General features: G+C 72.8%; 23 protein-coding genes. 16 read left to right on the top strand and 7 right to left on the bottom strand.

Going from position 1 to position 26614, the window contains the following annotated elements; genetic code table 11:
* Positions 1-446: 446 nt before the first annotated feature.
* The 5 genes from E1294_RS05855 to E1294_RS05875 are packed head-to-tail and all read left to right on the top strand — an operon-like array spanning position 447 to position 5326.
* The gene (locus E1294_RS05855) at positions 447-1955 is read left to right on the top strand and encodes an ABC transporter substrate-binding protein (RefSeq protein WP_132505328.1); all 1509 of its coding nucleotides are present in this window, start codon (positions 447-449) and stop codon (positions 1953-1955) included.
* The gene (locus E1294_RS05860) at positions 1955-2920 is read left to right on the top strand and encodes an ABC transporter permease (protein WP_132505331.1); all 966 of its coding nucleotides are present in this window, start codon (positions 1955-1957) and stop codon (positions 2918-2920) included. The genes E1294_RS05855 and E1294_RS05860 overlap by 1 nt, the downstream gene beginning before the upstream one ends.
* On the top strand, positions 2917-3729 hold the full coding sequence (locus tag E1294_RS05865) for an ABC transporter permease (RefSeq protein WP_220447587.1): 813 nt from the start codon (positions 2917-2919) through the stop codon (positions 3727-3729). The genes E1294_RS05860 and E1294_RS05865 overlap by 4 nt, the downstream gene beginning before the upstream one ends.
* The gene (locus E1294_RS05870; protein WP_132505334.1) at positions 3726-4517 is read left to right on the top strand and encodes an ABC transporter ATP-binding protein; all 792 of its coding nucleotides are present in this window, start codon (positions 3726-3728) and stop codon (positions 4515-4517) included. Before E1294_RS05865 ends, E1294_RS05870 begins: the two co-directional genes overlap by 4 nt.
* Positions 4514-5326 (top strand): ABC transporter ATP-binding protein, encoded by an 813-nt coding sequence (locus tag E1294_RS05875; RefSeq protein ID WP_132505337.1) that lies wholly within the window; start codon positions 4514-4516, stop codon positions 5324-5326. Before E1294_RS05870 ends, E1294_RS05875 begins: the two co-directional genes overlap by 4 nt.
* Before the next feature lie 88 nt (positions 5327-5414).
* Here E1294_RS05875 and E1294_RS05880 read toward each other — a convergent pair whose 3' ends face one another.
* Together E1294_RS05880 and E1294_RS05885 are read right to left on the bottom strand one after the other, a co-directional pair.
* Positions 5415-6680, bottom strand: coding sequence for a winged helix DNA-binding domain-containing protein (locus E1294_RS05880; protein WP_132505340.1), 1266 nt, complete (start codon positions 6678-6680; stop codon positions 5415-5417).
* A gap of 238 nt (positions 6681-6918) precedes the next feature.
* Positions 6919-7392 carry a hypothetical protein gene (locus E1294_RS05885; RefSeq protein ID WP_132505343.1) on the bottom strand — a complete coding sequence of 158 codons (474 nt, stop codon included), beginning with the start codon at positions 7390-7392 and terminating at the stop codon, positions 6919-6921.
* A 100-nt stretch (positions 7393-7492) separates the two neighbouring features.
* Between E1294_RS05885 and E1294_RS05890 the strand changes: the two genes are divergently transcribed.
* Positions 7493-7768 carry an HAD family hydrolase gene (locus tag E1294_RS05890; protein WP_165977115.1) on the top strand — a complete coding sequence of 92 codons (276 nt, stop codon included), beginning with the start codon at positions 7493-7495 and terminating at the stop codon, positions 7766-7768.
* A gap of 239 nt (positions 7769-8007) precedes the next feature.
* Here the strand turns inward: E1294_RS05890 and E1294_RS05895 are convergent, their stop codons facing one another.
* Positions 8008-8829 carry a nucleotidyltransferase domain-containing protein gene (locus E1294_RS05895; protein ID WP_220447588.1) on the bottom strand — a complete coding sequence of 274 codons (822 nt, stop codon included), beginning with the start codon at positions 8827-8829 and terminating at the stop codon, positions 8008-8010.
* Between the two features lie 65 nt (positions 8830-8894).
* Between E1294_RS05895 and E1294_RS05900 the strand changes: the two genes are divergently transcribed.
* The 3 genes from E1294_RS05900 to E1294_RS05910 are packed head-to-tail and all read left to right on the top strand — an operon-like array spanning position 8895 to position 10723.
* On the top strand, positions 8895-9479 hold the full coding sequence (locus E1294_RS05900; RefSeq protein WP_181958460.1) for an ArsR/SmtB family transcription factor: 585 nt from the start codon (positions 8895-8897) through the stop codon (positions 9477-9479).
* Position 9480: 1 nt separating this feature from the next.
* Entirely contained in the window at positions 9481-10209 is a 729-nt protein-coding gene (locus E1294_RS05905) for an SRPBCC family protein (RefSeq protein ID WP_132505349.1), read from the top strand.
* Between the two features lie 31 nt (positions 10210-10240).
* Positions 10241-10723 (top strand): metallophosphoesterase family protein, encoded by a 483-nt coding sequence (locus E1294_RS05910; RefSeq protein WP_132505352.1) that lies wholly within the window; start codon positions 10241-10243, stop codon positions 10721-10723.
* Here the strand turns inward: E1294_RS05910 and E1294_RS05915 are convergent.
* Entirely contained in the window at positions 10716-11735 is a 1020-nt protein-coding gene (locus E1294_RS05915) for an ABC transporter substrate-binding protein (protein ID WP_132505355.1), read from the bottom strand. The two genes, E1294_RS05910 and E1294_RS05915, sit on opposite strands and share 8 nt — an antisense overlap.
* 305 nt (positions 11736-12040) lie before the next feature.
* Here E1294_RS05915 and E1294_RS05920 point away from each other — a divergent pair, with 305 nt between their 5' ends.
* Genes E1294_RS05920 through E1294_RS05935 form a run of 4 tightly spaced genes read left to right on the top strand, consistent with a single transcriptional unit; the run spans position 12041 to position 15574 of the window.
* Complete coding sequence (locus E1294_RS05920; protein WP_132505358.1) at positions 12041-13339, top strand: FAD-binding oxidoreductase; 1299 nt, start codon at positions 12041-12043, stop codon at positions 13337-13339.
* A 40-nt stretch (positions 13340-13379) separates the two neighbouring features.
* Positions 13380-13613 (top strand): hypothetical protein, encoded by a 234-nt coding sequence (locus E1294_RS05925; protein WP_132505361.1) that lies wholly within the window; start codon positions 13380-13382, stop codon positions 13611-13613.
* Entirely contained in the window at positions 13610-14770 is a 1161-nt protein-coding gene (locus tag E1294_RS55530) for a response regulator (protein WP_181958461.1), read from the top strand. The genes E1294_RS05925 and E1294_RS55530 overlap by 4 nt, the downstream gene beginning before the upstream one ends.
* Positions 14771-14812: 42 nt before the next feature.
* Positions 14813-15574, top strand: coding sequence for an FkbM family methyltransferase (locus E1294_RS05935; protein ID WP_132505364.1), 762 nt, complete (start codon positions 14813-14815; stop codon positions 15572-15574).
* Here E1294_RS05935 and E1294_RS05940 read toward each other — a convergent pair.
* Entirely contained in the window at positions 15516-18857 is a 3342-nt protein-coding gene (locus E1294_RS05940) for an AfsR/SARP family transcriptional regulator (RefSeq protein WP_165977116.1), read from the bottom strand. The genes E1294_RS05935 and E1294_RS05940 overlap by 59 nt on opposite strands.
* Before the next feature lie 87 nt (positions 18858-18944).
* Between E1294_RS05940 and E1294_RS05945 the strand changes: the two genes are divergently transcribed.
* Positions 18945-20042, top strand: coding sequence for a HesA/MoeB/ThiF family protein (locus E1294_RS05945; protein WP_132505370.1), 1098 nt, complete (start codon positions 18945-18947; stop codon positions 20040-20042).
* Positions 20043-20191: 149 nt separating this feature from the next.
* The gene (locus E1294_RS05950; RefSeq protein ID WP_132505373.1) at positions 20192-21388 is read left to right on the top strand and encodes a hypothetical protein; all 1197 of its coding nucleotides are present in this window, start codon (positions 20192-20194) and stop codon (positions 21386-21388) included.
* 81 nt (positions 21389-21469) lie between these two features.
* On the opposite strand, the gene E1294_RS05955 is transcribed toward E1294_RS05950, so the two are convergent.
* A complete protein-coding gene (locus E1294_RS05955; protein ID WP_132505376.1) occupies positions 21470-21727 on the bottom strand; it encodes a WGxxGxxG family protein in 258 nt (85 codons plus the stop codon).
* A gap of 608 nt (positions 21728-22335) precedes the next feature.
* Between E1294_RS05955 and fusA the strand changes: the two genes are divergently transcribed.
* Positions 22336-24351: an elongation factor G gene (gene fusA, locus E1294_RS05960; RefSeq protein WP_132505379.1), complete on the top strand. Its 2016-nt coding sequence runs from the start codon at positions 22336-22338 to the stop codon at positions 24349-24351.
* 231 nt (positions 24352-24582) lie between these two features.
* On the opposite strand, the gene E1294_RS05965 is transcribed toward fusA, so the two are convergent.
* On the bottom strand, positions 24583-26613 hold the full coding sequence (locus E1294_RS05965) for a M14 family zinc carboxypeptidase (protein ID WP_132505382.1): 2031 nt from the start codon (positions 26611-26613) through the stop codon (positions 24583-24585).
* Between the last annotated feature and the right edge of the window lies 1 nt (position 26614).

A 26614-nucleotide genomic window follows, 5' to 3' on the forward strand; every position in this document is an offset into this window, starting at 1 on the left:
GCCCGGTGATCGCGTAGGCCCCGGCCGCGATCGCCAGGTCCACCCAGCACAGCCCCCTCCCCCAGGCCATCGGCACGGCGGCCCCCAGCGCCGCGAAGGGCGCCAGCACGGATCCCCAGAGTGCGGCCGCCGCCGCGACCGGTCTGCGTCCCGGCGTGGGCGGGGCGGCGTCCGCCCGGTTGTGATCGGCGATGCCTGTTGCCGTTGGAGCCATCCCAGATCCGCCTCCCGTCGAACGGCTGAAAGCGCTTCGGGAAGCCCACGCCTGCCCGATCAGAAACCGTCATACCGCCCATCGATCCGGATTTGGCATTGACTAGGGTGATTCTGGGCCGGACGTCGGCGCGTGCTTGCCACCGGCCTACCAGACGCCGCTGAGCGGCGGCTCAGGAGCGCCGGTATGATCCCACTAAACCTACCCATTTAGTGCATATTGCTCGGGAGTGATGGTGAACAGCAAGCTCGCCGGCGTCGTGGCCGCACTGGTGCTCGCTCTGGCCGCGTGCGGCTCCGGCCAGGAGGGCCCGGCGGGAGGCGGCACGGCCACGCCCGACGCCTCGGCCGTGATCGAGATCGGATCCCTGTACGAACCCCAGAACCTCGACAACACCGCGGGCGGCGGGCAGGGCGTGACCGAGGCGTTCAACGGCAACGTCTATGAAGGGCTGTTCCGGCTGACCGACGCGGGCAAGGTGGACAACCTCCTGGCCAAGGGGTACGAGGTCGCGGACGACGGCCTGACGTACACCTTCGAGCTGCGCGAGGGCGTGAAATTCCACTCCGGCAAGGCGCTGACGCCGGCCGACGTGAAGCACAGCATCGAGCGGGTCACCGCCGAGGACTCCCAGTCGGCACGCAAGAGCAGCCTTGAGGCGATCGAGTCCGTGGAGACCCCCGACGACGGCACCGTGGTGGTCAAGCTGGCTCACAGGTCGGTGTCGCTGGTGTACAACCTCACCTACGTGTGGATCGTCAACGCCGACGCCGAGGACCTGGCGACCGCCGAGGACGGCACCGGGCCGTACGAACTGGGGGCCTGGAAGCGCGGCTCCACGCTCAGCCTCGACCGTTTCCCCGGCTACTGGGGCACGCCGCCCGCGAACAACGGCGTGGTGTTCCACTACTTCACCGACGCCACGGCGCTCAACAACGCGCTGCTGACCAACGCCGTGGACATCGTGACCAGCCAGCAGAGCCCCGACGCGCTCGCGCAGTTCACCGGCAACCCCGACTACAAGGTCAGCGAGGGCCACTCCACCACCAAGCTGCTGCTCGCCTTCAACGACAGGAAGGCGCCCTTCGACAAGCCGCTCGTGCGCAAGGCGGTCTCGTCGGCCATCGACGACGCCAAGCTGCTGGAGTCGATCTGGGCGGGGCACGGCAGCCTGATCGGCTCGATGGTGCCGCCCACCGACCCGTGGTACGAGGACCTCACCAAGGTCAACCCGTACGACGTGGAGCTGGCCAAGCGGCAGCTGGCGGAGGCCGGCTACGCCAAGGGTTTCCGCTTCACCCTCGACACGCCCAACTACGACCCCCACCCGACGGCCGCCGCGTTCATCAAGAGCGAGCTGGCCAAGGTCGGCATCACGGTCGACATCAACGTCATCACCGCCGACGAGTGGTACTCGAAGGTGTACAAGAACCACGACTTCGCCGCCACCCTGCAGGAGCACGTCAACGACCGCGACGTGGTCTGGTACGGCGACCCCGGCTTCTACTGGGGCTACGACGACAAGCAGGTGAGCGAGTGGATCAAGGATGCCGAGCGCGCCAAGACCCCTGAGGAGCAGACCGAGCTGCTCAAGAAGGCCAACCGGCGGATCGCCGAGGACGCGGCCGGCGACTGGCTCTACCTCTACCCGCAGATCGTGGTGGCCGCCTCGAACGTGTCCGGATACCCGGTCAACGGCCTGAACTCGCAGTTCTACGCGTACGGGATCAAGAAGAGCTGATGGGGCGCTACCTGCTGCGCCGCACTGCGTTCCTGCTGGCCTCGCTGCTGCTGGCGGCGTCGCTGCTGTTCGTGCTGCTGCGGCTGCTGCCCGGCGACCCGTCCAACGCGCTGGTGTCGGTCGGCGCGACGCCGGAGCAGCTCGCCGCGGCGCGCCGGCAGATCGGCTCCGACCTGCCACTGCCCGAGCAGTTCGCCTCGTGGCTGGGTGGTCTGGCCAGGCTCGACCTCGGCACGTCGTTCGTCAGCAAGCTGCCCGTCGGCTCCGAGATCGCCGCGCGGCTGTCCGTCACCGTACCGCTGACGCTGCTCGCGTTCGCGCTGGCCGTGATGGTCGCGCTGCCGGTGGGGTTCCTGGCCGCGTGGCGGTCGGACCGCTGGTACGGGCCACTGCTGAACGGGGTCGCGCAGCTCGGCGTCGCGGTGCCGGTCTTCTGGATCGGCATGCTACTGGTGACCGTGTTCGCGCTGCGGTTGCGGATGTTGCCCGCAGGCGGTTTCCCGCGGGAGGACTGGGCCGAGCCGGGGCGCGCGCTGACGTCGCTGTTGTTGCCGGTCGTCACGATCGCGCTGGTCATGTCGGCCTCGCTGATCCGCTACGTCCGGTCGGCGACCGTGGACGTGCTGGGCAGCGACTTCCTGCGCACCGCCAGGGCGATGGGCGAGTCGTTCGGCGGCGCGATGTGGCGGCACGGGCTGCGCAACGCGTCGGTGCCCGTCATCTCCATCCTGGGCATCGAGCTGGCGACCACGTTCCTCGGGGCGGTGGTCGTGGAAAGCGTGTTCACCCTGCCCGGCCTCGGCACCCTGCTGATCAAGGGCATCGCCGAGCACGACTACCCGGTCATCCAGGGTGTGCTGGTGGTCAGCACCCTCGCGGTGCTGCTGATCGGTTTCGCGGCCGACGTCGTCCAGCGGCTGGTCGATCCGCGGCTGCGCGCGCACGTCGGCGGAGGGCGTCCGTGAAGGGCAGGCACACGTTCGCCGCCGGCTGCGTGCTGGTCGGGCTCGTGCTCGCCATGGCCGTCGTGTCGCTGGTGTGGCTGCCCTACGATCCGTCGGACACGACGGGCGGGCGGCTCGCGCCACCGGGCGGCGAGCACCTGCTCGGCACCGACAAGCTGGGCCGCGACCTGCTGACCCACCTCATGGTGGGCGCCCGCATCGCGCTGACGGTGGGCGCGGGCTCCGTGCTGGTGGGCGGGGTGCTGGGCGTCGCGGCCGGGCTGCTCGCGGGCTTCGCCACCCGCTGGCTGGACGACGCGCTGTCGGCCGCGCTCGACATCCTCATCGCGTTCCCGACGCTGCTGCTGGCCATGCTGGTGGTGGCGGTGCGCGAGGCGTCGCTCGGCTCGGCGATCGTGGCGATCGGCCTGGCCATGTCGGGTGTCGTGGCGCGGCTGACCCGGGTGCTGGTCAAACGGGTGCTCGCCCAGGACTTCATCACGGCCTCGCGCACGTCGGGCACCTCGTGGCCGCGCCTGGTGACCGAGCACGTGCTGCCCAACATCTGGCCGACGCTGCTGGTCAATCTGGCTCTCCAGCTCGGCCTGGCCGTGCTGGCCGAGGCGTCGCTGTCCTACCTCGGGCTCGGCCCGCCACCGCCGAACGCCTCATGGGGCCGGCTGCTGCAGGAGGCGCAGGCCACGGTGCTGACCGCGCCGATCGGCGCCATCGCCCCCGGGGTGCTGCTCGTCGTGCTCGTGGTGGGCGTGAACCTGGTCGCCGACGGCCTGCGCGACCTGGCCGACCCGACGCGGAGGAGCAGCCGATGAGCCTGCTGAAGGCGGACGACCTGTCGGTACGCCACCCGGGAGGCCATGAGCTGGTCCGCGGCCTGTCGTTCGGCGTCGAACCCGGCGCGCGGCTCGGCCTGGTCGGCGAGTCCGGGTCGGGCAAGTCGCTGACCGCGCTCGCCGTCATGGGACTGCTGCCCGCGGGCATGACGGCCGGTGGCAGCGTGGTGCTCGGCGGGACGCAGGTCGTCGGCGCGTCCGGCAGGACGCTGGACCAGATGCGCGGCCGGGCGGCGAGCATGGTCTTCCAGGAGCCGCTGACCGCGCTGGACCCGCTGATGCGGGTGGGCCGGCAGATCGCCGGGCCGATCAGGCGGCGGCGCGGCCTGCGCGGCGGCGCCCTGCGCGCCGCCGTCATGGAGGCGCTGTCGGAGGTACGCCTGCCCGAGCGGGTGGCGGAGGCGTACCCGCACGAAATCTCCGGCGGTCAACGCCAGCGGGCGGCCATCGCGATGGCGCTCGCCTGCGAGCCCGAGCTGCTGATCGCCGACGAGCCGACCACGGCGCTGGACGTGACCGTGCAGGCCGAGGTGCTGGCGCTGCTGGACGGGCTGGTGGCGGGCCGGGGCATGGCGCTGCTGTTCATCAGCCACGACCTGGCCGTGGTCGCCGACGTGGCCGATCGGGTCGTGGTGCTCAAGGAGGGCTCGGCGGTGGAGTCGGGAAGAACGCGGGACGTCGTACGGGAACCACGGCATCCTTACACGCGCTCGCTGGTCGACAGCGCGTGGGCGCTGGAGGGCGAGCTGGATCGGCTGGCCCCATGACCGCGGGCAGGGAAGGCGGCGGGGACGTGCCCGTGCTGGAGGCCCGCAGGGTCGGCTTCGCCTACCGGGGCGGGCGACCGGCCCTGGAGGACGTCTCCGTCTCCGTGACGGCGGGACGCAACGTGGCGCTGGTCGGCGAGTCCGGCGCAGGCAAGACGACGCTGCTGCGGCTGCTGCTCGGCCTGGCCAGGCCGAGCACCGGGCAGGTCCTCTTCGACGGCGCCGAGCCGGCGCCGCGCGACCGCGCGTTCCGGCGCGCCGTCCAGCCGGTGTTCCAGGACCCGTACTCCTCGCTGGATCCGCGCCGGCGGGTGGGCCGGATCGTTGCCGAGCCGCTGCGCTCGCTGGGCCTGCTGGCGGCGGGATCGCGGGCGGCCAGGCGGGCCGAGGCGGCCGAGCGTGCCGCCGAGGCGCTGGAGTCGGTGGGACTGCCCGCCGACGCGGCGCGCCGCTACCCGCACGAGTTCTCGGGCGGGCAGCGTCAGCGCATCGCGATCGCCAGGGCCGTCGTGTGCGGGCCCCGCGTGCTGCTCGCCGACGAACCGGTCAGCGCGCTCGACGTGTCGACCCGGGTGCGGGTGGTGGAGCTGCTGGCCGAGCTGGGCAGGAGCAGGGGGCTGACGCTCGTGGTCGTCTCGCACGACCTGAGCGTGGTGGCCGCGCTGTGCCCGGAGGCGGCGGTCATCGAAGGCGGGCGGGTGGTGGAGAGCGGACCGACCGAGCGGGTGCTCGGCTCGCCCGCGCATCCGTACACACGCCGGCTGATCGCGAGCGTGCCGAGGCTCAGCCGCGCCGCCCGGCTCAGGTAGCGGGGCCGCGGGGTAAGCATTTCCGGCCGAGCCGAGGACGCTCTGGTGCCGCAGTACTCCCTGCGGACGGGTCAGGGAGACGCCGCCGTCACGCGTGCGCGCCCACCGTGACCGTGTCGATGGCCAGGCTCGGCCGGCCCTCCATCACCACGCCCACCCGCTCCACCTGCTCGTCCAGCTCGCGCAGGTGCGCCCGCGACAGGTCGCGCAGCGGCTCCACCGTGATGTCGATTCTCCGCCCCGAACGCCGCTGGTGCCAGACCCCGCCCACGACCCCGTCCACGAGCAGCACGGGGAAGTTCCCCGCCTGCCCGCCGCTGAGCGCCCGGCTGGCCGCCGCGCCCGCGTACAGCAGCTCGCGCGGCCGCCCGGCCACCACGTAGGCGTCGAAGTACGGCAGCAGCCGCACGCCGCGGGGCGGCTCCGCGGGCGTCTCCGTGTCCCCCGCGAGCACCCAGGCGGGCTTGCCCGCGAACATGACCTCTTCGCGCTCCACGGCCGCGAACGCCTCCACCGCCCACCGCGTGGGCCCGCATGCCCAGCGCGCGAACTGCTCGGGGGTGGCGGGCCCGTACGCCGCCAGGTAGCGCCCGGCCAGCCAGGCGGCGCCCGCCGCGCCGTCAGCGCCCGCCGGCCCGGCGTGCCGGGGGTCGCCGTCGCGGGCGGCCGGAGTGGGGTGATCGGCGGCGCCGTCGCGGTGGGCCGGAGTGCCGTGATCGGATTGGGTGACGGGAGCGACGGTGTAGGTGACCTTGCGTCCCCTCCCCGCGCCGAAGACGAACGCGCCCCGGTGCGCGGCCAGCGCCAGCGCCTGCCGCCAGCGCGGCCACCAGCCCTGGAACGCGGGCATCACCAGGTCACCCGCCCACGGCCCGGTGGCGGCGACCACCGCCTCGCTCAGCTCGTCGATGGTCAGCTCGGCCCCGGCCAGTGCCTCGCGGACGGCCGCCACCACCAGCTCGGTCTGCTCGGCGGTCATCCTCCAGCTCGCCGGCGTGGCGTCGTGCGCGGGCGGCAGCGACGACATCGCGCCCACCCATCTCGGCAGGTCGCGGGCGGGCAGCAGATGGACGGTGCCGCGCGGGCCGTACGTCTTGACCAGGCTGCGCCCGGTCCACAAGGCCTCGCGAACGTGGGCGCGGGTGACACCGTCGAGCCTGAGCCCGATGGACGCCTCGGCGGCCGACATGACCTGGGCGTGCACCCCGCACATGGCCCCAGCGATCGCCGCCGGTGTCGCCGCCGCGATCGCCCCCGGGGTCGCTGCCGGAACCGCCGCCTCCACGCTCCCGCCGAGCCCCGAGCGTTCCAACCTCCTGGCGCTCACCTGCGGCCACGTCAGTTCGATCACCATGTTCTCCTCAGTCGACACGACCGACCGTAAAGGGCCTCGCGGAAAGGATGGTTCCGCAATGTGGAGCGATGGCCGGTTGCCACACGCGGCCGCCTCCGTCACCCAGCGCGTCACCCAGCCTCCGTCCACCGGATCATGGCCGTGAAGCGGCGGCAAGGGAGTCGGATCGGGCTCTTCGAGCGACAAGGGCGGGGCAGGCGCGGCCGGTGATGGACAGGGGCATGACCGGCCACGTTTCTCACGGTGATTCAACTTCCAGCGACCCGGACGGTTCAGCGGTCGCCGCCAACCGCCTGCATTCCGAGCAAGCGCACGCCAGCGTCGCCACGAACGGCACATGCCAGTCCCCCACGATCACCGGCCGTACCAGCTCAGCACACAACGCCACATCATCGTCAGCTTCCACGGCATGCTGAACCAGGCTGCTTCCGCTCCCCGAAGTCCCCGCCCTGTAAGGCCGCAACGGTGACGGGGACTCGGTCGGCACCCGCCGAACGTTCAGATCCGCCCAGGCCAGCGACCGCCGCCGCGCCCCAGCGGGAAACTCAAAACCATCTTCGGCCAATTGCACAACGGCCACCGACCGATCCCGGATCTCCGCCACCACCACGCCAGACCGGCCCAGGAGCCAACTGGCATAGGAGCGCGTCAGCAGAGGGCTGTGCTCCAACTGTGCGATCTCTACTTCGGCACCGACGACTCGCCTGAGCATGGCCTTTCCCGTTTCCAGTCATGAGAGGTCGCGAGCAACGCGGGCTATGAACGCGATCTTGCAAGTCCGTTCAAGATGCGATAACGCTCAGCGATCCGCCGTGCCGCTGTCTGTGACGCGGCGGACGGGCATACCGTCCACACCCACCGCCCGCGAACGTGTGCACCTCAAGAGCGGGCTGGTCTACACACCGTACACAACCGTGCTGATCGGGGATACTCCTCACGATGTGAGCGCGGGCAGGAACAGCGGGGCGCACGTGATCGGCATCGCCTCAGGCAAGAGCAGCACCTCCGACCTCAGGGGAGCCGGCGCGAACATCGTGTTCTCAGACCTCACCGACAGCGCCGCTCTCATCAGAGCGATCACTGCGTGAGCGTGCCGGCACAGCACGGCGGCACGTGGCGCCACCGCCTCGATCCGTACAGGGGAACAACTCGACAGTTGCGGGACTCGCGCCCTTTGGGGATCGAAGCAAGGGAGGAGTCAAAAGGGGAGACAACACGCCCAGACCAGGCGCGACGCCCATCTACGGCTTGCGTTGCACCAACAGGTGAATGGGCTCTCCGCCCGGCTCCCTCCGACCTGGTCAGACCCTCTTCCTCTGCCGTCCCGTCACGCGCCGCAGGCGGCGCGTACGTCTGCGACCAGCCGTGCCGCCGCGTCGATGGTGCGCTCGATCTCCTCCGCCGTGTGCCCCACCGCCGCGAGCAGCGCCTGGGCTCGCTCTCCGAATCCGCCGGGCGCGGACGGCAGCCGGTCCGCCGAGGCGATCATGGCCTTCTCGTTGATGAGCCAGGCGCCGTCGTTGGCGTGCAGCGCGTGGCAGGCGACGCCGAGCGCGCGGAACAGGGCCGCCGCCGTGTACGCCGGGTCTCGGCCCGCCGCGCCGTACCGGGCGGCCGACACCGCGAAGTCGCACTCCCCCAGCCCTCCGACCAGGGCCTCGCGCAGCGCCGGCGGGTAGCCGGCGGTGACCTCCTCGCGCAGGGCGGTGAGCTCGCCGCCGGCGGCGGCGAGGACCCGGCACAGGGCGACCTCGCCCGCGTACGCGTGGGAGTAGAAGCCCAGCGGGTGGCCGACCTGGAAGCCGATCTCGTAGCGGCCCGCCCGGCAGTCTCGCCAGACGCGGTGTACGCGATCGAGGTCACGGTAGATCCAGTCGACCCGCCACCCGTCCACGGTGAGCCAGCCGCCGCCGTCCACCCACGGGCCCCAGCCGCCCGGCTCGGTCACCTCGGCGGGCTCGCCCGTCAGCTCCGTGGCGAGCGCCCGCAGGTCGCCCACGGCGAGCGGGCCGCGGTAGTAGAGGCCGAGGTCGATGTCGGAGTCGGGACGGTGGGTGCCGCGGGCGCGGCTGCCGCCCAGGACGACGGCCACGACCCCGGGCACCCCGGCCAGCCGGGCGGCGATCGGGTGGAGATCCGGTTCCTGCACGGGCCGATCCTAGCGGGCCGCCCGGCTCCCTTGACAGCTTTTTTTGTCGGTGACATCGTTCATGCATGGACGAAGTGGCGGTGATCGAAGACCCCGCGGCGGCCGAGGCGTCCCTCGACCCCATGCGCTCGAAACTGCTGGCCGAGCTGGTCGAGCCCGGCTCCGCCACGTCGCTTGCCGCCAGGGTGGGCCTGGCCAGGCAGAAGGTCAACTACCATCTGCGCACGCTGGAGAAGCACGGCCTGGTGGAGCTCGTCGAGGAGCGGAGGAAGGGCAACGTCACCGAGCGCGTGATGCGGGCCACCGCCGCGTCGTTCGTCATCTCGCCGACCGCGCTGGCCTCCGTGCAGCCCGACCCCGGCCGGTCGCCCGACCGGCTCTCGGCGCGGTGGTTGCTGGCGCTGGCGGCGCAGCTCGTCCGCGATGTGGGCGCTCTGATCAACGGGGCGGCCAAGGCGCGGAAGCGGGTGGCGACGTTCGCCATCGACGGCCAGGTGCGTTTCGCGTCGGCGGCCGACCGGGCGGCGTTCGCGGAGGAGCTGACGCAGTGCGTGACCTCGCTGGTCAGCAAATATCATGACGAGTCCGCTGAAGGTGGGCGTGATCATCGGCTGATCGTGGCCGTGCATCCTTCCGTGAAGGAGCGGTGACGTGGGGCACGCGTTCGAGTTCCCCCAGGAGGCCCTGGTCGAGGCCGCCCCTGGGGAGGTGTGGGAGGCCATCTCTACGGGGCCGGGCATCGATTCGTGGTTCATGGGCCGCACCGAGGTAGCCGGCGGGGTCGTCCGCACGGCCTTCGGCGGCTTCGCGATGCCGGAGTCCACGGTGACGGCCGCCGAGCCCGGCAAACGCTTCGCCCACAGCAGCGCCACGGGCGAGGACGGGCGCTTCGTCGCCTACGAGTTCCTCGTCGAGGGGCGCGACCGGGGCAGCGCGCTCGTCCGCCTGGTGACCAGCGGGTTCCTGCCCGGCGACGACTGGGAGGACGAGTTCGAGGCCATGTCCAGGGGCATGGAGATGTACTTCGCGACGCTGGTCGAATATCTCGGCCACTTCGCGGGACGGGTGGCGACGCCGGTCACGGTGTTCGGGCCGCCGGTCGGCGACTGGCCGCGCGCCTGGGAGCTCCTGCAGGCCGCGCTCGGCGGCCCTCCGTCCCCCGGCGACCGCGTGCGGCTCGGCCCCGGGCCGGTCCAAGGAGTGGTGTACTTCCGCAACTCCCAGACCCTCGGCATCCGTGCCGACCACGCGATCTACCGTTTCCTCCAGGGCTTCCACGGCCCCATGATCGCCGCACACCTGCCCTTCGAGGGCGAGCGCGAGGGCGAGGGCGAGCGCTGGCGGGCGTGGCTGGAGGAGCTGTACGCGAACGGGACGTGACGACCACCGCCACCGGGGCATGAAGGCGGGCATGAGAGTCGTCGCGCTGTCCGACACGCACGCCCCCAGGCGCTGGCGCTCCTGCCCGCCCCGCGTCGCCGAGCACGTGCGCGGCGCGGACCTGATCCTGCACGCGGGTGACGTCTGCGTCCCCTCGGTGATCGAGGAACTGGCCGCCTACGCCCCCGTACACGTGGTCAAGGGCAACAACGACGGCCCCGACCTGGACGCGCCGAAGACGCTGGAGCTGACCCTGGACGGGCTGCGGATCGGCATGATCCACGACAGCGGCCCGGCCCAGGGCCGCCTGGCCCGCATGCGGCGCCGCTTCCCGCGGGCGGACCTGGTCGTGTTCGGCCATTCGCACATCCCGCTCGACGAGTCGGACGGCGACCTGCGGATCTTCAACCCCGGGTCCCCCACCGACCGCCGCCGCCAGCCGCACGGCACACTCGGCCTGCTCACCATCGAGCACGGGGCGCTCGCCCGGGCCGAGATCGTGCCCGTCACTTGACGACGTCGTCGCGCGACGTGTCGAGGTTGGCCTTGAGCTCCTCCATGACCTTGGCGTATCCGAGGTAGCTGTAGCGTTCGGCCGCGTGCCACGGATAGAGCTGGCCGGCCTTGACCGCGGGCAGCTTGGCCCAGGTGGGCTTCCCGGCCATCTCCTCGATCTTCATCGACTGGGCACGGGCGTCCACCAGGATCACGTCGGCGTCGTACTTGTCGGCATTCTCCCAGCTCAGCACCTCCCAGAAGCCGCCCTCGCTCTCCGTGGGCCGGTCCGGTGAGACGATCTTCAGGCCCAGCTCGCCCCAGTACTTGATGTCGGGGTGATCCGGCAGGTAGGCGACGTACAGGTTCTCCGGTGTGCCTGTGACGATCATCACCTTCAGGTCCGGCCTGGCGGCGGCGAGCGTCTTGAGGGCGTCACCGGCCGCGTCGAAACGTCTCTTGGCCTCGGCCACGGGGGCGGCGTCCGGGTCCGCGCCGAGCGCGGCGGCCAGCCGGCCGTACGTCTCGATGATCTCCACCAGGGGCTTGCCGCTGAGCTGCACGCCGACCGTCGGGGCGATCTGGTCGATCATCTCGACCGACTCCCCGGGGACGTACCAGAGGGTGTTCTTCTGGTACATGCCCGCCACCAGCAGGTCGGGCTGGAGCGAGGCGTACTTCTCGACGTTGAACTCGCCCCACGCGTTCCCGATCGACTCGACCTTGGAGATGTCGACCTCGCCCACCTCGGGGTCGCGGCCGCCGTCCTTAAGCCGGTGCGGGCCGAACACCGCGACGGGCCGCACGCCGAAGTCCCACAGCGCCGCCGCCGCGCCCGACTGGGCGACGACGCGCTGGGGGCGCTCCGGGAGGGAGACGTGCTTGCCTCGGTCGTCGGTCCATGACCATGGCCCCTGACCGGACGCCGGCGGCGCGGCGGCGGACGGCGGGGCCGTCCCTCCGCAGGCGCTGACGCCGAGCAGTGCGGCGGCGCCGATGGCGGCCAGGATACGTCGCAGGACAGTGGCCATGGATGCTCCTCTTCGCGGCAATCTACGCCCCAACAGACGACATATTAGATTAGCCTTACCTAACCGAAAACTCCGGCTCGGCGCGCGCCGCGGCGACGGTCTGAGAACCGGGCGCACCGTACGGGCGTAGCGGGACGCGCGCCCCGTACGACCGGTGGTGTAGCGGACATGGCGACGGCCGTCCGATGCCCGCGGGGGACGCCCGCACGACCCTTGCTTAAGGGCCGGCGGTAAGACGAACGGAAAGAAGCCGTAAGCGCCCTCCAGCACAGTGATCGCAGATCACAGAAGAGAAGGGCCGCAGGATGAGTCAGCCGTACACCATCCAGGACGAGATCACGCTTCCCGGATTCTCCGGGGCGGAGCACCTGCCGGGCGAGGCCGGTTACGACGCGTCGCGCCGCTCGCTGAACCCCGCGGTGGACTCCAGGCCGGCGCTGGTGGCCGAGGCCCAGAGCGTCGCCGACGTACGGGCGGCGCTGCTGGCGGCGCGCGGGCACGGGCTGCCGTTCGCGGTGCAGGCGACCGGCCACGGCACGCACGTCCCGTGCGACGGCGGCATCCTGGTCAAGACGTCGCCGATGGCCTCGGTGCTGGTCGACCCGGCCCGCAGGACAGCGCGGGTCGGCCCCGGCGCCCGCTGGGGCGAGGTGGTCGCCGCCGCCGCGCCGTTCGGGCTCGCGCCGCTGTCCGGGTCGTCGCCCTCTGTCGGCGTCACCGGCTACACGCTCGGCGGCGGGCTCGGCTGGCTGGCGCGCAGGCACGGGTTCGCGGCCGACAGCGTGGTGCGGGCCGAGGTCCTCCTGGCGGACGGCAGGCACGTGACGGCGAGCGCGGGCAGCCACCCCGAGCTGTTCTGGGCGCTGCGCGGGGGCGGCGGCGGGTTCGGCGTCGTCACCTCGCTGGAGTTCCGGCTCCACCCGGTCGAGCAGGTGTACGCCGGTTTCACGTACTTCCCGATCGAGGCGGCGGGCGAGACGCTCGGCGCGTACCGCGACTGGATCGACGGCGCTCCCGACGAGCTCAGCACGGCACTCGTGGTCAGGCGCATGCCGGACGGCGAGGAGGTGCCGGCGCCGGTGCGCGGGCGGCACGTCGTGATGCTGAAGGTCGTGCACGCCGGGGCGGCCGAGGAGGCACGGCGGCTGCTGGCGCCGCTGTACCGGGCGGCGGGCCCGGCGCTGCTGGACGACACACGGACGACCATGTACGCGGCCACCGCGATGGGCGGCACTCCGAACCGGCACATGGACATGTTCGACACCGTCCCCGACCAGGTGATCGACACGCTGGTGCGGACGGCGGAGCGGGCGCAGACGGTGGAGATCCGGCACTGGGGCGGCGCGATGAGCCGTCCTGGGCCGGACGCGGGGCCGGTGAGCCACCGCGGGACCAGGCTCTCGGTCATCGTGGACACGCCGGTTCCCGGGCTGGCCGAGGCGCTGCGGCCGTACGCGAACGGCGGGACGTTCCTGAACTTCCTGGCCGACCCGTCGCGGACGGCGGCCGCGTACACGGCGGCGGACCGCCGGCGGCTGCGCGAGGTCAAGCGCGCGTACGACCCCGACGGCTTCTTCCGCGTCGGCCACGTCGTCCCCGCCTGATCGCCGCACCGGTGGACGCCGTCCTCATAAGGTGGGACGTATGGGGGTACTTCTGGAGGCATACCGTGCCCGCGTGCCCTCGTCGCCAAGTTCGGGGCGGCCGATGGTGCGGCACCGGCCGTTCATCGTTCTGGCCGCGGCGCTGCTGATCTACAACACGCTGTTATTCGCCGTGAGCTCCGGCTTCGGCGCACTCGCCGTACCGGCCGCCGCGCTGCTCACCGGGCCCGTGCTCCTGGCGCTGCACCCCCCCTGGTCGCGTGGGCGGTCATGATCGCGGCGCAGCTCCTCCTCACCGGCCTGGGCGTGGCGCTGGACAGCCCTCTCGCACCACAACCATGGTTGCTCAACCAGACCGTGGCCCAGCTCCCTGTGATCTACGTGCTGGCGCTGTCGTCGGCCCGGGGCGTGACGGTGGCCGCGTTCGTCGTCACGGTCGCGGCCGGGGGCGCGGTGGCGACCCTGCAGGACATGGAGCCGGACAGGATGGCCAGAGGGCTGCTGAGCTGGACCCTCGCCCTGCTGGTGGCCGTCGTGCTGGGCCACGTCAGGCGCGTCCGCCGGCTGGACACCCTGCGGGTCGCCGAGGAGCACGGGCGGCGGCAGGTTCTCGAAGAGCGGGCGCGCATCGCCAGAGAGCTGCACGACGTGGTGGCCCATCACATGTCGGTGATCGCCGTGCAGGCGGCCAGCGCGCCGTACCGGGTCGAGGGCGGGGTGAGCGAGGAGGTGGCGCGGGAGTTCGCGGCCATCAACGCGGCCGCCCGCGAATCCCTGCGGGACATGCGGCACCTGCTCGGCGCGCAGCCCGACCTGCAGGTGGTGGGCGAGGCGGCGGACGGCGTGGAGGCGGTGGCGGCGGCCCGCGAGCTGCGGCCGGACGTCGTGCTCGTGGACGTGCGCATGCCGAACCTCGACGGCCTGGAGGCCACCCGCCGCATCGCCGAGACGCGGCACGGCACGAAGGTGCTGATCCTGACCACGTTCGACATCGACGATTACGTCTACGCCGCCCTGCGCGGCGGGGCGAGCGGATTCCTGCTCAAGGACGCGCCGCCGGGTGATCTCATCACCGCCGTACGCGTCGTCGCGGGCGGCGATGCCCTGCTCGCGCCGTCGGTCACCCGCCGGCTCATCGAGGAGTTCGCGTGTCGGCGGCCGGCGGACGAGCGGGAGGCCCTGCGGCTGAACGTGCTGACCGCCCGGGAGCTGGACGTGCTCAGGCTGCTGGCGTCCGGGCTGGCCAACGCCGAGATCGCCGGGCGGCTGACGATCGCGGAGGAGACCGTGAAGTCGCACGTCGGGCGGATCTTCGCGAAGCTGGGCCTGCGCGACCGCGCGCAGGCCGTGGTGCTCGCCTACGAGAGCGGGCTGGTCGTGGCGGGATCTCACCCTCCAGGGGCAAAGCGGGGCCCCGGCCTGCGCTCCTGAAGGGGATTCGCGGCGGCCCACCCGCCGCCTACCGTCGCCGCCATGATCAGATTGACAACCGCGGCCGGAGCGCTGCGGGCGGGGGCGAGGGTGTCGCTGAGCGAGCCCGAACTGCTGGGGCTGGCCGGATTCGTCAGGCCCGGGGCGGTCTGCTTCGACGTCGGGGCCGCCTACGGGATGTACACCTTTCCGCTGGCCAGGCTCGCCGGGCAGACCGGGCAGGTGCACAGTTTCGAGCCGCTGCCGGTGCCGTACCGGATCCTGGAGGCGGGGCGGCGCGCGGTCGGCGCGCGCAACGTGCAGGTCACCAACGCCGCGCTCGGCTCGTCCGCCGGCTGGCAGTGGCTGAACCTGCCGTACCGTTTCGGCCTGCCCATCCACGGCTGGGCCCACCTGCAGGAGGGGCTGAAGCATCCCGGGCGGTTCGCGGCCACCAGGACGCTGGAGGTGCCGGTGTACACCGTCGACCTCGTGTGCGAGCTGCGGGAGGTCTCGCGGGTGGACTTCATGAAGCTGGACGTGGAGGGGTTCGAGCCGGAGGTGCTGAAGGGGGCCGAGCGGACGATCGAGCGGCACCGGCCCGCCCTGCTGATGGAGATCGAGGACCGCCATCTCGGCAAGTACGGCAGGACGTCCGCCGACGTCGCGGGGTGGCTGGCCGAGCGGGGCTACCGCATGCACGTCTGGCGCGGGCGGCGCTGGTGCCGTACGGACGCGGTGAGCACCGCGCGGCGCAACCACCTGTTCACCGTCGATCGAGCAGCGCCGCGCTCTTCAGGCGCTCGGATGCTCCGATCGCCGTGAACAGCTCGTGCGCACGGCGCCAGTGGCGCAGGGCCTGCTCGGGGGCGTGCGGTTCCCGGGCGTGACCAAGCGTGAGCAGGGCGCGGGCGTGCTCCAGCCGCTGCCCCGACCGGTGCGCGAGCCTCAGCGCCTGCTCGCACGCGCGTACCGACTGTGCCGTGTCGCCGTCCGCCAGGTGCACGGCGGCGAGCAGGCCGTACAGCCGGGGCAGGTTCAGCGGGTTGGCGTCCTGCGCCAGCTTCAGCGCGCGTTCGGCCTCGTCGCGCGCGTCCGCGTGCCGGCCGCCGCGGTAGTGGGCCTCCGCCAGGCCCAGCAGCACCTGGTCGAGGTCCGTGCCCGTCCGCTCGGCCAGCCGCAGGGCGGCCTCGAGGCGGGCGAGCGCGGAGTCCATCCGGCCGAGCTCCAGCTCGGCCTCGGCCATGCCGCTCAGCGAGGCGATCTGGCAGCGCCTGTTCTCGACCTCCCTGGCGATGGCCAGGCTCCGGGCGAACGCGTCCACGGCCTGCCCGTGGCGGCCGGCGTCGCGGTGCACCCAGCCGTACGTCTCGTACGTGACCGCCACGGCGTACCGCAGTCCCGCGGCGCGGGCCACGGACAGCGCCTTGTCCAGACACTCCAGCGCCTCGCCGAACCGGGCCTGCTTCTGGCGGACGAGGGCGAGGTTGACGAGGGTGAGCGCCTGGAGCAGCCGATCGCCGGCCGCCTCGGCCAGGGGGAGGTTGGCCACGAGGCATTCCTCGGCTCGGTCGAGCCGGGCGAGCATCAGGTAGGCGGAGGCCAGGTTGTTCTGCGCACGTGATTCGCCGCGTTCGTTGCCGAGCGCGCGGTGGATGGCCATGGCCCGCCGGTAGCGTGGAAGGGCTCGCTGCGGCTTTCCCAGCTGTTTGCGCACCACGCCGCCGCCCTGCAGCGCCGTGGCCTCGCCGTGCGCCCAGCCGGCCCTGCGTGCCAGCGCCAGCGCACGCTCGTACTCCCGCATCGCGCCTTCGAGGTCGGCCATGAGCCACCGAACGAGGCCGAGGGAGTTGCGCATCGCGGCCTGCCCGATGAGGTCCTCCTCCCGCTCGGCGGCGTCCAGCGCGATGCCCGCCAGGCGCAGCCACTCCGCGTGCGTGCGCCGGAGTTGCAGCAGGTCCGTCATGGCCTCGACCAGGAGCCAGGCGTAGGGGCGTGGGCCGTGCTCGGCCGCGTGCGACACGGCGGCGGCGAGGTTGTCCCATTCGGCGTCGAACCAGCCGGCGGCCTCCTCCGCGCCGCCGAACTCCTTCGGCGTCACCTCGGGCCCGGCCAGGTCGCCGGGCGGCCGCGGGGCTACGAAACCGGCCGCCGCGGTGGCGCGGACGACGGTGCGCAGGTAGTGCTCGAGGAGCCGGTGGGCCGCCGCGTGCCGCTCCTCCGGCGGATCTTCCGCGAGGCTGAGCCGCACCGCGTACTCCACCACCAGGTCGTGAGCGGCGAAGCGGCGCGGGCCTGTCTCCTTGAGCAGGTGGATGCGCACCGCCGCGCCGAGGAGGTCCTCCGCCTGCTCCCGGCTCGTACCGGCCAGGGCGGCGGCGGCGTCTGCGCAGATGGCGGCGCCCCGCGCCACGCCGAGGAGGCGGAACATGCGCCGCGCGGGAGGCGGCAGCGCCTGGTGCGACAGGTCGAGGGCCGCCTGGACGGCGACGCTCTCGTCGCCGTCCACGCGCAGGCGCACCAGCCGTCCCCGGTCCGCCAGCTCGCGCACGTAGTGGCCGATCATCCGGTGCTCGTGGTCGCCGATCCAGGACATGGCGATGGAGAGCGCGAGCGGCAGCCGGTCGCAGAGCGCCACGAGCTCGGCCGCGGCCTCCCGCTCGCGGCGCAGGCGGTCCTCGCCGATGCCGTGCGCGATCAGCCGCAGGGCCTCCCGCTGGTCCAGCACGTCGAGCGTGACCCGCTCGACCCCGTCCAGCGCGACGAGGCCGCCGAGACGGTTCCTGCTGGTGATAACGGCGCGGCAGCCGGGGTCGCCGGGCAGCAGCGCACGGACGTGCTCGGGTGCGGCGACGTCGTCCAGGACCACCATGACGCGCCGGCCTGCGAGGAGCGAGCGGTACAGGGCGATCTGGGCGTCGAGCTCGACGGGGATGTCCTTGGCGGCCTGGCCGAGCCCCTGCAGCAACAGGCGCAGCGCCTCCGGCAGCGTCATCGGCTCGCGCTGGTCGAAGCCGCGCATGTCGACGAACAGCTGCCCGTCGGGAAACCCGGCGGCCGCCCGGTGCGCCCAGTGGACGGCGAGCGCGGTCTTCCCCACGCCGGCCGGGCCCACCACCAGCGTCACCCGGCCGGCGTCCATGCGCCGCAGTTCCTCCGCGCGGCCGACGAAGCCCCCGGGCAGGGGAGGCAGCTGGCGCGGCACCGGCGCCGCGGGCGACTCCCCGGGCGGCCCGGCAGACGGCCCGGCAGACGGCTCCGTGGGCGGCCCGGCAGGCGACTCCGCAGACGGTCCTGCGGGCGGCTCCGCAGACGGCCCTGCGGGCGGATCTGCGGCGGGCTCGCCTGCCAGCAGGCGCTGGTGGAGGCGCTGCAGCTCGCCGCTCGGCTCCACGCCGAGCTCCTCGACGAGCCGGGCGCGGAAGTCGCGGTACACCTCAAGCGCGTCGGGTAATCGCCCGCCACCGGCGAGTGCCCGCATGAGCAGGCCGTGCGGCCGCTCACGCAGCGGCACCTCGGCCAGCAGCCGCGTCAGGCCGGCGACGGCCGCCTGCCCTCTGCCCATCTCCACGAGGGCCGCGGCGCGGCCCTCGGCCGCCTCGTGCTTGAGCTCTTCGAGCCGGTGCCGCTCGGCGTGGGCGACGGGGCCGGCCAGATCCTGGTAGGGTTCGCCGCGCCACAGTGCCAGCGCCTCGTCGTACCGGTCGGCCGCCTCCGGGTGCCGGCCGTCCTCCGCCGCCCGGTGCCCCCGCGCCACCAGGGAGGCCAGCTCGGCGGTGTCGGTCGCGGCGGCGCGGACCAGGTATCCCGGGTTTCTGGTGACGATCACGTCCTGGCCGTGATCGCCGAGCGCCCTGCGCAGCTCGGCGATCAGCGCGCGCACCCTGGACGGGGCGGACGGCGGGAGCTCGTCGCCCCAGAGGCTGTCGGCCAGCCGTTCCACGGACACCACATGACCCGCGTCGAGCAGCAGCGCCGCGAGCAACGCACGCTGCCTGCCGGTGAGATGGACGGCCCGGCCGTCGACGGCGACCTCCAGCGGGCCGAGGAGGAGGAAGCGGACCCCGGGCACACGGCCGACGCCGGCCGTGGCTCTCCCGAAGATCAATTGTCCTCCTGGCGCGATCCATGCGGGATCCATGCGGCCGGATGCCACAGTCCTGCTACATCATCTCAGAGATTGGCTGATGCACCGATGAGGCCACAACTCAAGGACATCGCGTGGGAGCGGGTCGGGGATGAGCTGCGGCTGGTGTACGACCCCCGCGACCAGCTGGTCCTGTCCGACCCCGACGGCACGGTGGAGAAACTCCTCGGGCTGCTCGGCGAGGGCGGCAGGACCGTCGCCGAGCTCGCGGACGAGCTGTCGCTGGACGTGGCGGACGTGGAAGGGGCCGTCGCGGCGTTCGACGACGTGAGCCTGCTGGAGGACGGCGACCGGCTCGGCCGCCTGGAACCCGCCGCCGCGGAACGCTACCTCAGCAATCTGGCCTTCTTCGAGTCGTTCAGCACGCTCGGCCGCAGCCGCGAGGACCTGCAGCGGCGCCTGCGCGAGTCGCACGTCCTGGTGCTCGGCACCGGCGGGCTCAACTCCAACACGATCCCGCATCTGGCCGGGCTCGGCGTGGGCAAGCTGACGCTGCTCGACCGCGACACGGTGGATCCGCGCAACTTCGCCCGCCAGTACCTCTACCGCTGGGACGACATCGGCGCCCGCAAGGTGGAGCGGGCCGCGGAGTGGGTCAGGGCCTTCGACCCGGCCGTCGAAATCGAGGCGATCGACGCCGACGTCGAGGGTCCCGAGCAACTTCATGAGCTCGTCGCCCGCACCCGGCCCGACGTGGTGGCCTCGGGCATCGACCGGCCGAACCGGATCGACCTCTGGGTGAACGAGGCGTGCGTGCGCAACGACGTGCCGTTCGTCCGCGGCGGCATCTCGGTCACCACGGGGACCGTCTGGTCAGTGCAGCCCGGCGTCAGCGCGTGCCGCGCGTGCGTGCCCGCGGACCCGTCGAACCCGTCCGACTTCGACGACCCCGACGACCCGGCGATCGCGGGCGCCATCGCCGCCACCCGCCTCTTCGTCAGCAAACCCCAGCCCAACCGCGGGATCGGCCCGGTCGCCGGACTGCTGGGGGCCTTCGGCGCCTTCGAGGTGCTGCGTTACCTGACCGGTTTCGAGCCACCGGCATACGCCGGCCGGCCGCTCAGCATCAACTTCGCGCACGGATGTGCGACGAGTCAGGACGAGTGGCCTCGCAACCCAGCCTGCCCGGCATGCGGAGGGAGGTGATCCTTGTGAAGATCGAGATCAAGCGGGTCGAGAACACCCGTCTGACCCAGCTCATCCACCCGGACTCCTGATACCGGGGTGCAGGGCCGCATCCCGGCCACACCGGGGTGCGGCCCTGCCCATGCCGTACCCGATCATGGAGAGAGAGAATGACCACGTCCGTGGATGCGGGGCTGCGCGAGCGAGCCGCGCGGCTGACGGTCTCCTTCGACGGAGAAGCCTGGATTCTCGGGCGCCCCGAGCTGGGCGTCTTCGTCGCGGTGCCCGAGCCTGGCGCGGTGTTCGTGACCACGCTGCAGGAGACGGGCTCGCTGGCCGAGGCCGGCGAGCGGGCCGGCGAGGTCGCGGGCGAGCCGGTGGACGGCACGGATTTCGTCGAAGGGCTCACCGCCGCCGGCCTGCTCGACCCTCCCGCGGAGACGGCGCCGGTCCGCGGGCACATCAGGTGGATCGAAGGGGTCGGCCCTCAGGCCGCTGCCCGGCTGTTCGGCCGCGCCGCCTGGTCGTTCTACGCGGCGGCGGCGCTGTTCGTGGCCGGCGTGCTGGTGTCGCAGCCCGATCTCCGCCCCTCGTGGGAGGACGCCGTGTTCCTGCCCAGCCCGGGGCTGTCGGCGTTCACGTGGCTGCTGCTGGGCATCGCCTTCGGGGCCGTGCACGAGGCCTGGCACTGGCTCGCGGGGCGCGCGGTCGGCGTGCCGGCGATCTTCCGCGTCAGTTACCGCGGTGTGTACGTCGTCTTCGAGACCGACCTCACCCAGATCGTCGCGGTGCCGCGCAACCGCCGCTACGGCGTCTATCTGGCCGGCATGGCGATCGACACCGTGGTCCTGGCCGTGACGCTCGCGCTGCGGCTCCTCGGCCCGCCCGCCGGCGTGGACGGCTTCCTCGCCGCCGTGGCGCTTTTCCTGATCTTCGGCATCGTCTGGCAGTGGGTCGCCCTGCCGCTGCGCAGCGACTCGTACGCGCTGCTGGCGAACGCGCTGCGCTGCCACAACCTCTACCGGACGACGTGGCTCACCGCGAAAGGCCGGCTGTTCCGGCTCACCGAGGCCGAGAGTGCCGAACTGGCGGAGGCCGGGGAGCGGGACCGGCAGATCGCCCGCTGGTTCGTGGTGCCGTACGTCGCCGGGATCGCCGTCATGGTCTGGATGCTCGTCACGGTGGTGCTGCCGCTCATGATCTCGCTGGGCGGCTGGGGCGTGGCCCAGTTCGCCGGCGGCGCGATCGGCTCGGCGGGCTTCTGGGAGGCGCTGGCCGTCGCCGTCTACATCGCCGCGCAGCTCGGCCTGCCGCCGCTGCTCGCCCTCCGCGAGCGGCGCCTCCGCCGGGCGGGCGCCCTGCTCTGAACGAGCCGCGTCGGCACGGCCGCGGCGCGGCGGCCGTGCCGCTGCGATCTCATCCCGGCTGTGTCGCCGGGCGGGGACGGCCTATGGGCGCATCCCGCGGTCGGAGACGTGTTCAGAGGTGCCGACGTGGCGCTGTTTACGCATGCCGGCCAGGCCCAGCAGGCCCAGCAGGCCGAGCAGGCCCCACAGGCCGGCGTTACCGCCTCCGTCCCTCTCTTGCTGTGGTGCGGGTGTGACCTGGCTCTGCGCGACGGGCGCGACCGGCGCGTCGGCCGTCGCTGCGGCCGGGACGAGCGTCAAGAAGAACGCCAGGCCCAGCCCGGTGAGCGTCTTACGCATTGGGTTTTCCCCCGATCCGGCGGTCTCACAACCGCGGAGACCGCCTATCACGCCTTCCCCCGGAAGGCTTCCGATAGCGGGGCGATCTCCATTTCCCCTGCTAGATGGCCTCTACCATCGCCACGCCCGCCTCAAACGCCTTCTCCCGTCAGGTGCGGCCGCGGCAGGCCAACTCGTACGCGGAACTCGGCCATCCGGACGCCGCACCGAACCGGTGCCTGTGCCTGTGCCGGGGCGATCGTCAGGGCCGCCGTGTCCGCGCGGTGGAGCCCCTGGCTGACGCGCCGGAAAAATCGGTTCCCTCCGTCACTCCCGTGTCATTACACTCCCCACCGAACGCCGTACCGCATCGACGAGGGAGAGGAGCCGGCCGTGCGCCACACCACCGCCGCCGTCGTCCCTCCGTCGCGGCACGAGGTGATCCTGGTGTCTTCGTCGCCCCGATGCCGGCTGCGCGGCCGCCATCGGACGCCCTGACGAAGCGACCTCTCCGACCCCCGCGGGCCTGATCCCGCGCCGGGGTTCTCGCACGGCCTCGAGTTCCGGCCGTCCTTCGTCCGGGGAATCGCGCTGTCCTGTTCGACGACACCCCGAAAGGGTCATCGGCTGTGCGCGCTCATCTCTCCACCTCTCTGACGACCGTCCGCAATCTCGGCATCCTCGCCCACGTCGACGCCGGCAAGACCACCGTCACCGAACGGATGCTCTTCCTCGCCGGCGCGACGTACAAGCGCGGTGAGGTGCACGACGGCACGACCGTCACCGACTTCGACTCCCAGGAGCGCGACCGCGGCATCACGATCTTCGCCGCCGCGGTGAGCTGCGACTGGGCCGGGCACCGGATCAACCTCATCGACACCCCCGGCCACGTCGACTTCTCCGACGAGGTCGAGCGCTCGCTGCGGGTGCTCGACGGCGCGATCGCGGTGTTCGACGGCGTCGCGGGCGTCGAACCGCAGAGCGAGTCCGTGTGGCGGCTGGCCGACCGGTACGGCGTGCCGCGGATCGTGTTCGTCAACAAACTCGACCGGGCCGGCGCCGACCTCGACTCCGCGGTCGAGTCGATCCGCCGCCGGCTGCATCCCGCGCCGCTGGTCGTGCAGCTGCCGATCGGGCGCGAGGACGGGTTCGCCGGCGTGGTCGACCTGGTGCGGATGCGGTCGCTGGCGTGGACCGGCGGCGCCTGCGAGGAGGGCGAGGTGCCGGAGGAACTGCGTGAGGAGGCGCTGCGGCGGCGCCGGCTGCTGGAGGAGGCGGTGGCCGAGCTGCACGCGGAGGCGCTGGAGGAGTTCTGCGCCGGCCCGTCGATCTCCGCGCGCACGCTGGGCGCGGCGCTGCGCGACCTGACCCGCACCGGTGCGGGCGTGGTGGTGCTGTGCGGCTCGGCGTACCGGGATCGCGGGGTCGAGCCGCTGCTCGACGCGGTGGTGGCATATCTGCCCTCGCCGCTGGACGTGCCGGCGATGCGCGGCCAGGACGGAGCGGAACGCCCGGCGGACCCGGCCGCTCCGCTGGCCGCGCTGGCGTTCAAGGTGAACTCGACCGCCACCGGGCGGCTGACCTACGTGCGGGTGTACTCGGGCACGATGCGGAAGGGGGACACGGTGCTGGACGCCAGCGCGGGCCGTACCGAGCGGATCAGCCGCATCCTGCGTGTGCAGGCCGACCGGCACACCGAGGTGGACCGGGCGGTGGCCGGGGACATCGTCGCCGTCGTCGGGCCGAAGGCGGCCCGGCCCGGCACGACCCTGTGCGCGCCGGGCTCGCCCCTCGTGCTGGAGCCTCCGGGCGCGGCCGACCCCGTGGTGTCGGTGGCGGTCGAGGCGCGCAGGAGCACCGACGCCGACCGGCTGGCCTCGGCGCTGGCGCGCATGGCCGAGGAGGACCCGTCGCTGACTGTCCGCACCGACGCCGAGACCGGGCAGACGCTGCTGTCGGGGATGGGCGAGCTGCACCTGGAGGTGGCGGTGGAGAAGGTCCGCCGCGACCACGGGCTGGCCGTCGGCGTCGGCCGGCCTCAGGTGGCGCTCAGGGAGACCCTCGTCCGCGGCGTGCCGGGCCTGCTGTACCGGCACGTCAAGCAGGACGGCGGCGCCGGCCAGTACGCCCACGTCATGATAGACGTGGAGCCGCTGGCCGAGGGCGACTTCGCCTTCTCCTCGACCGTCACCGGCGGGCGGGTGCCGCGCGAGTACGTGCGCGCGGTCGAGGCCGGCTGCCGCGACGCCCTGGCCGACGGGCCGCTGGGCGGGCATCCGGTGACGGGTGTGCGGGTGACGCTGACCGACGGCGCCACCCACGCGAAGGACTCCTCGGAGCTCGCCTTCCGCACGGCCGGCCGGCTGGCGCTGCGCGAGGCGTTGCGGGCGGGCACGATGGCGCTGCTGGAGCCGGTGGCCGAGGTGACGGTCACGGTGCCGGACGACGCGGCCGGCGGGGTGCTGGGCGACCTCGCGGCCCGGCGCGGCCGGATCTCCGGCTCCGCGACCCGGCCGGGCACGGTCGTGATCACCGCGATCGTGCCGCTGGCCGAGGTGTTCGGCTACGCGACCCGGCTGCGCAGCCGTACCCAGGGCCGTGGCACCTTCACCGCCCGCCCGGCCGGCTACGCCCCTGCCCCATAGAAGCCGGCCCCAGAGAAACCGCCACCCCGGACACCGGCGCCTTAGCAAGCGGCGGGGCGCGGCGGGGCCACTCGCCTCAGCCCGCGCGGGGTGCTCCCGGCGCGCGTACGGCCCCGTCGCGGGGGCGGGGCCGTACGCGTTCCACGGCCGGTCCGCGGGACGGCGAGGGGCGCCGCCGAGACGGCCACCTCCAGGACAGCGGTGGCGGAGCGCGACGGGACCGCCAGGGACTCAGCGTTCCCGGTAGTCGGCGGCCACGCCGATCAGCGCGATGAGGCCGGAGGCGAACTCCATCGCCTCGGCGTGTCCCTCGCTGAACGGCGGCTGGAAGCCCACTCCCTCCCACCTGCGTGTCTCGGGGTTCCACAGGTCGGCGCCGACCTCGAAGTCCCACCCGTAGATGCCGTGGTCGTACCAGAGCTCGTCGGCGGAGTTGCCGGCCGCCGAGTACAGCACGTCCGTCACGGGGCCCGTCTGCTGCGGCCAGGTGACCGTGCCGCGTTCGGCGGCGATGGCCTCCTCGATCGTGCGGGCCGAGCGCAGGAAGTACGCGAGGTCCTGCTCCGAGGGCCTGGGCAGGGTGACGCGGCCGTCGAGCTTGTAGGCGCCGGGAGGCCACATGAAGTAACCGCCGTAGCTGTGCACGTTCAGGGCGAACCTGATGTTGGGGTACGTCTCCGCCAGCCACATGACGTTGCGGCTCTCCGGTTCCGAGTGCTCGGCCGGGCCCGCGTACGTGCCGCTCTGGCAGTTGGCCGAGGCGCCGAAGTAGCCGTCGTGCAGCGATCCGACGGCGTAGTTGCGGTTGACGTCCACGCCCCAGGTGTTGCGCGCCGCCGGGTCGGACTGCGCGGCGGGGCAGTGGTTGGTCATGTTCTTACGCTGGGCGTTGAAGTCGTAGTAGCTGTAGTTGGCGCCGTCGGGGTTGACGGTCGGCACGATGAAGATGTCGGTGCGCTCCAGCAGCCGGCGGGTCGCCTTGTCCCTGGCGTGGTTGCGCAGCAGCCGCTCGGCCGCCTCGATGGTGACCAGGGGCGTCACCCACTCCCTCGCGTGCTCCTGGGCGTAGGCGAGCACGCCGGTGCGCGAGCCGTCGCGGTGCGCGCCGATGCGCAGGGCCAGCACGCGCGCGGGCTCGCGGGAGACGTCGGCAGGTGCCTGGAGGAAATCGCTGAGCTGGGCGGGCGGCGCGGGCGTCATGACGCCGCCCCCGGCGTCGTCGCGGTAGGTCGTGGCGGTGACGCCGGCGCCGCCCGTGGCGTTGATCGCGGCGGCGACCTGTGCGGCGGTGCTGACCGGCGTGCCCGAGCCGTCGGTCGCGAGGCTGACGGTGACGAGCTTGCCGTCCACGCTCACCCGCAGCGGCCGGTCGGGCGCGCCGGGGTCGGCCAGCTCGACCGCCAGGTGGTTGCCGCCTTCTGAGCCGTAGGCGGCGGAGGTGACCACGACGGCCGCGGCGGGCGGGGTGCCGATCAGGGCTTGGGCGTGCCGCCGGTAGCCGTTGGTCGGGTGGGGCAGCGTGATGATGTCGGTGAGCCGGGGGTAGCGCCGGTGCAGGCTCTTGACGCGCTCGTCGAGCTGCGCGGGCGTCATGTACTGGGTGACGAAGTCGCGCTGGTATCCGCGGCCCTCGCGGTCCGGCCGCTGGCCGTCGGGCCATTCCTTGACCCGCGCCTCGGCCTTGCCGCCTCCGGCCGAGGTGACGGTGACCCACCGCGGTCTGCCGTCCGCGGGGACGGGGGTGCTGAGCTGGTGGCCGAGGTACGCGCCCGCGTCGACGTAGGCGACCATGGCCGCCCGCCCTTCGGACCCGCGTGCGCCCTTCCACGTCACGCTGAGCGTGGCCGCCTGCCCGGCGTTGCTGGACGCCTCCACGGACAGGAAGTAGCCGTCGCGCGACCTGAACCAGACCGCCCGCTCGATGACGATCTGGTCCTTGGGCGCGGTGGCTCTCGGCCGCGCCTGGGCCGGGGCGCCGGGTGCGAGGGTCGCGCCGAGCGCCTTCAGGCCGTCGAGCTGGCCGGGCGTGACGACGGCGTCGACCTGGATGCTGCCGTCAGGTTGCGGGCGGACCCGTTCTGTGAGGTCGGCGCCGGAGGCGACCAGGCGGTCGAACGCGGCCTGGCCGGGAACGGAGAGGGTGACCAGCGAGGCCGGCTCCGGATCGGCCGGCCCGGCGACGACCGGGACGGCCGGCTCCGAGACCGCGAATGTCGTGAGCACCATCATCAGAACGACTGCGGACGCCCGTAAACCACGCATC

Origin of the sequence: Nonomuraea diastatica (genome assembly GCF_004349015.1) — a bacterium.
Classification (GTDB): Bacteria; Actinomycetota; Actinomycetes; order Streptosporangiales; family Streptosporangiaceae; genus Nonomuraea; species Nonomuraea diastatica.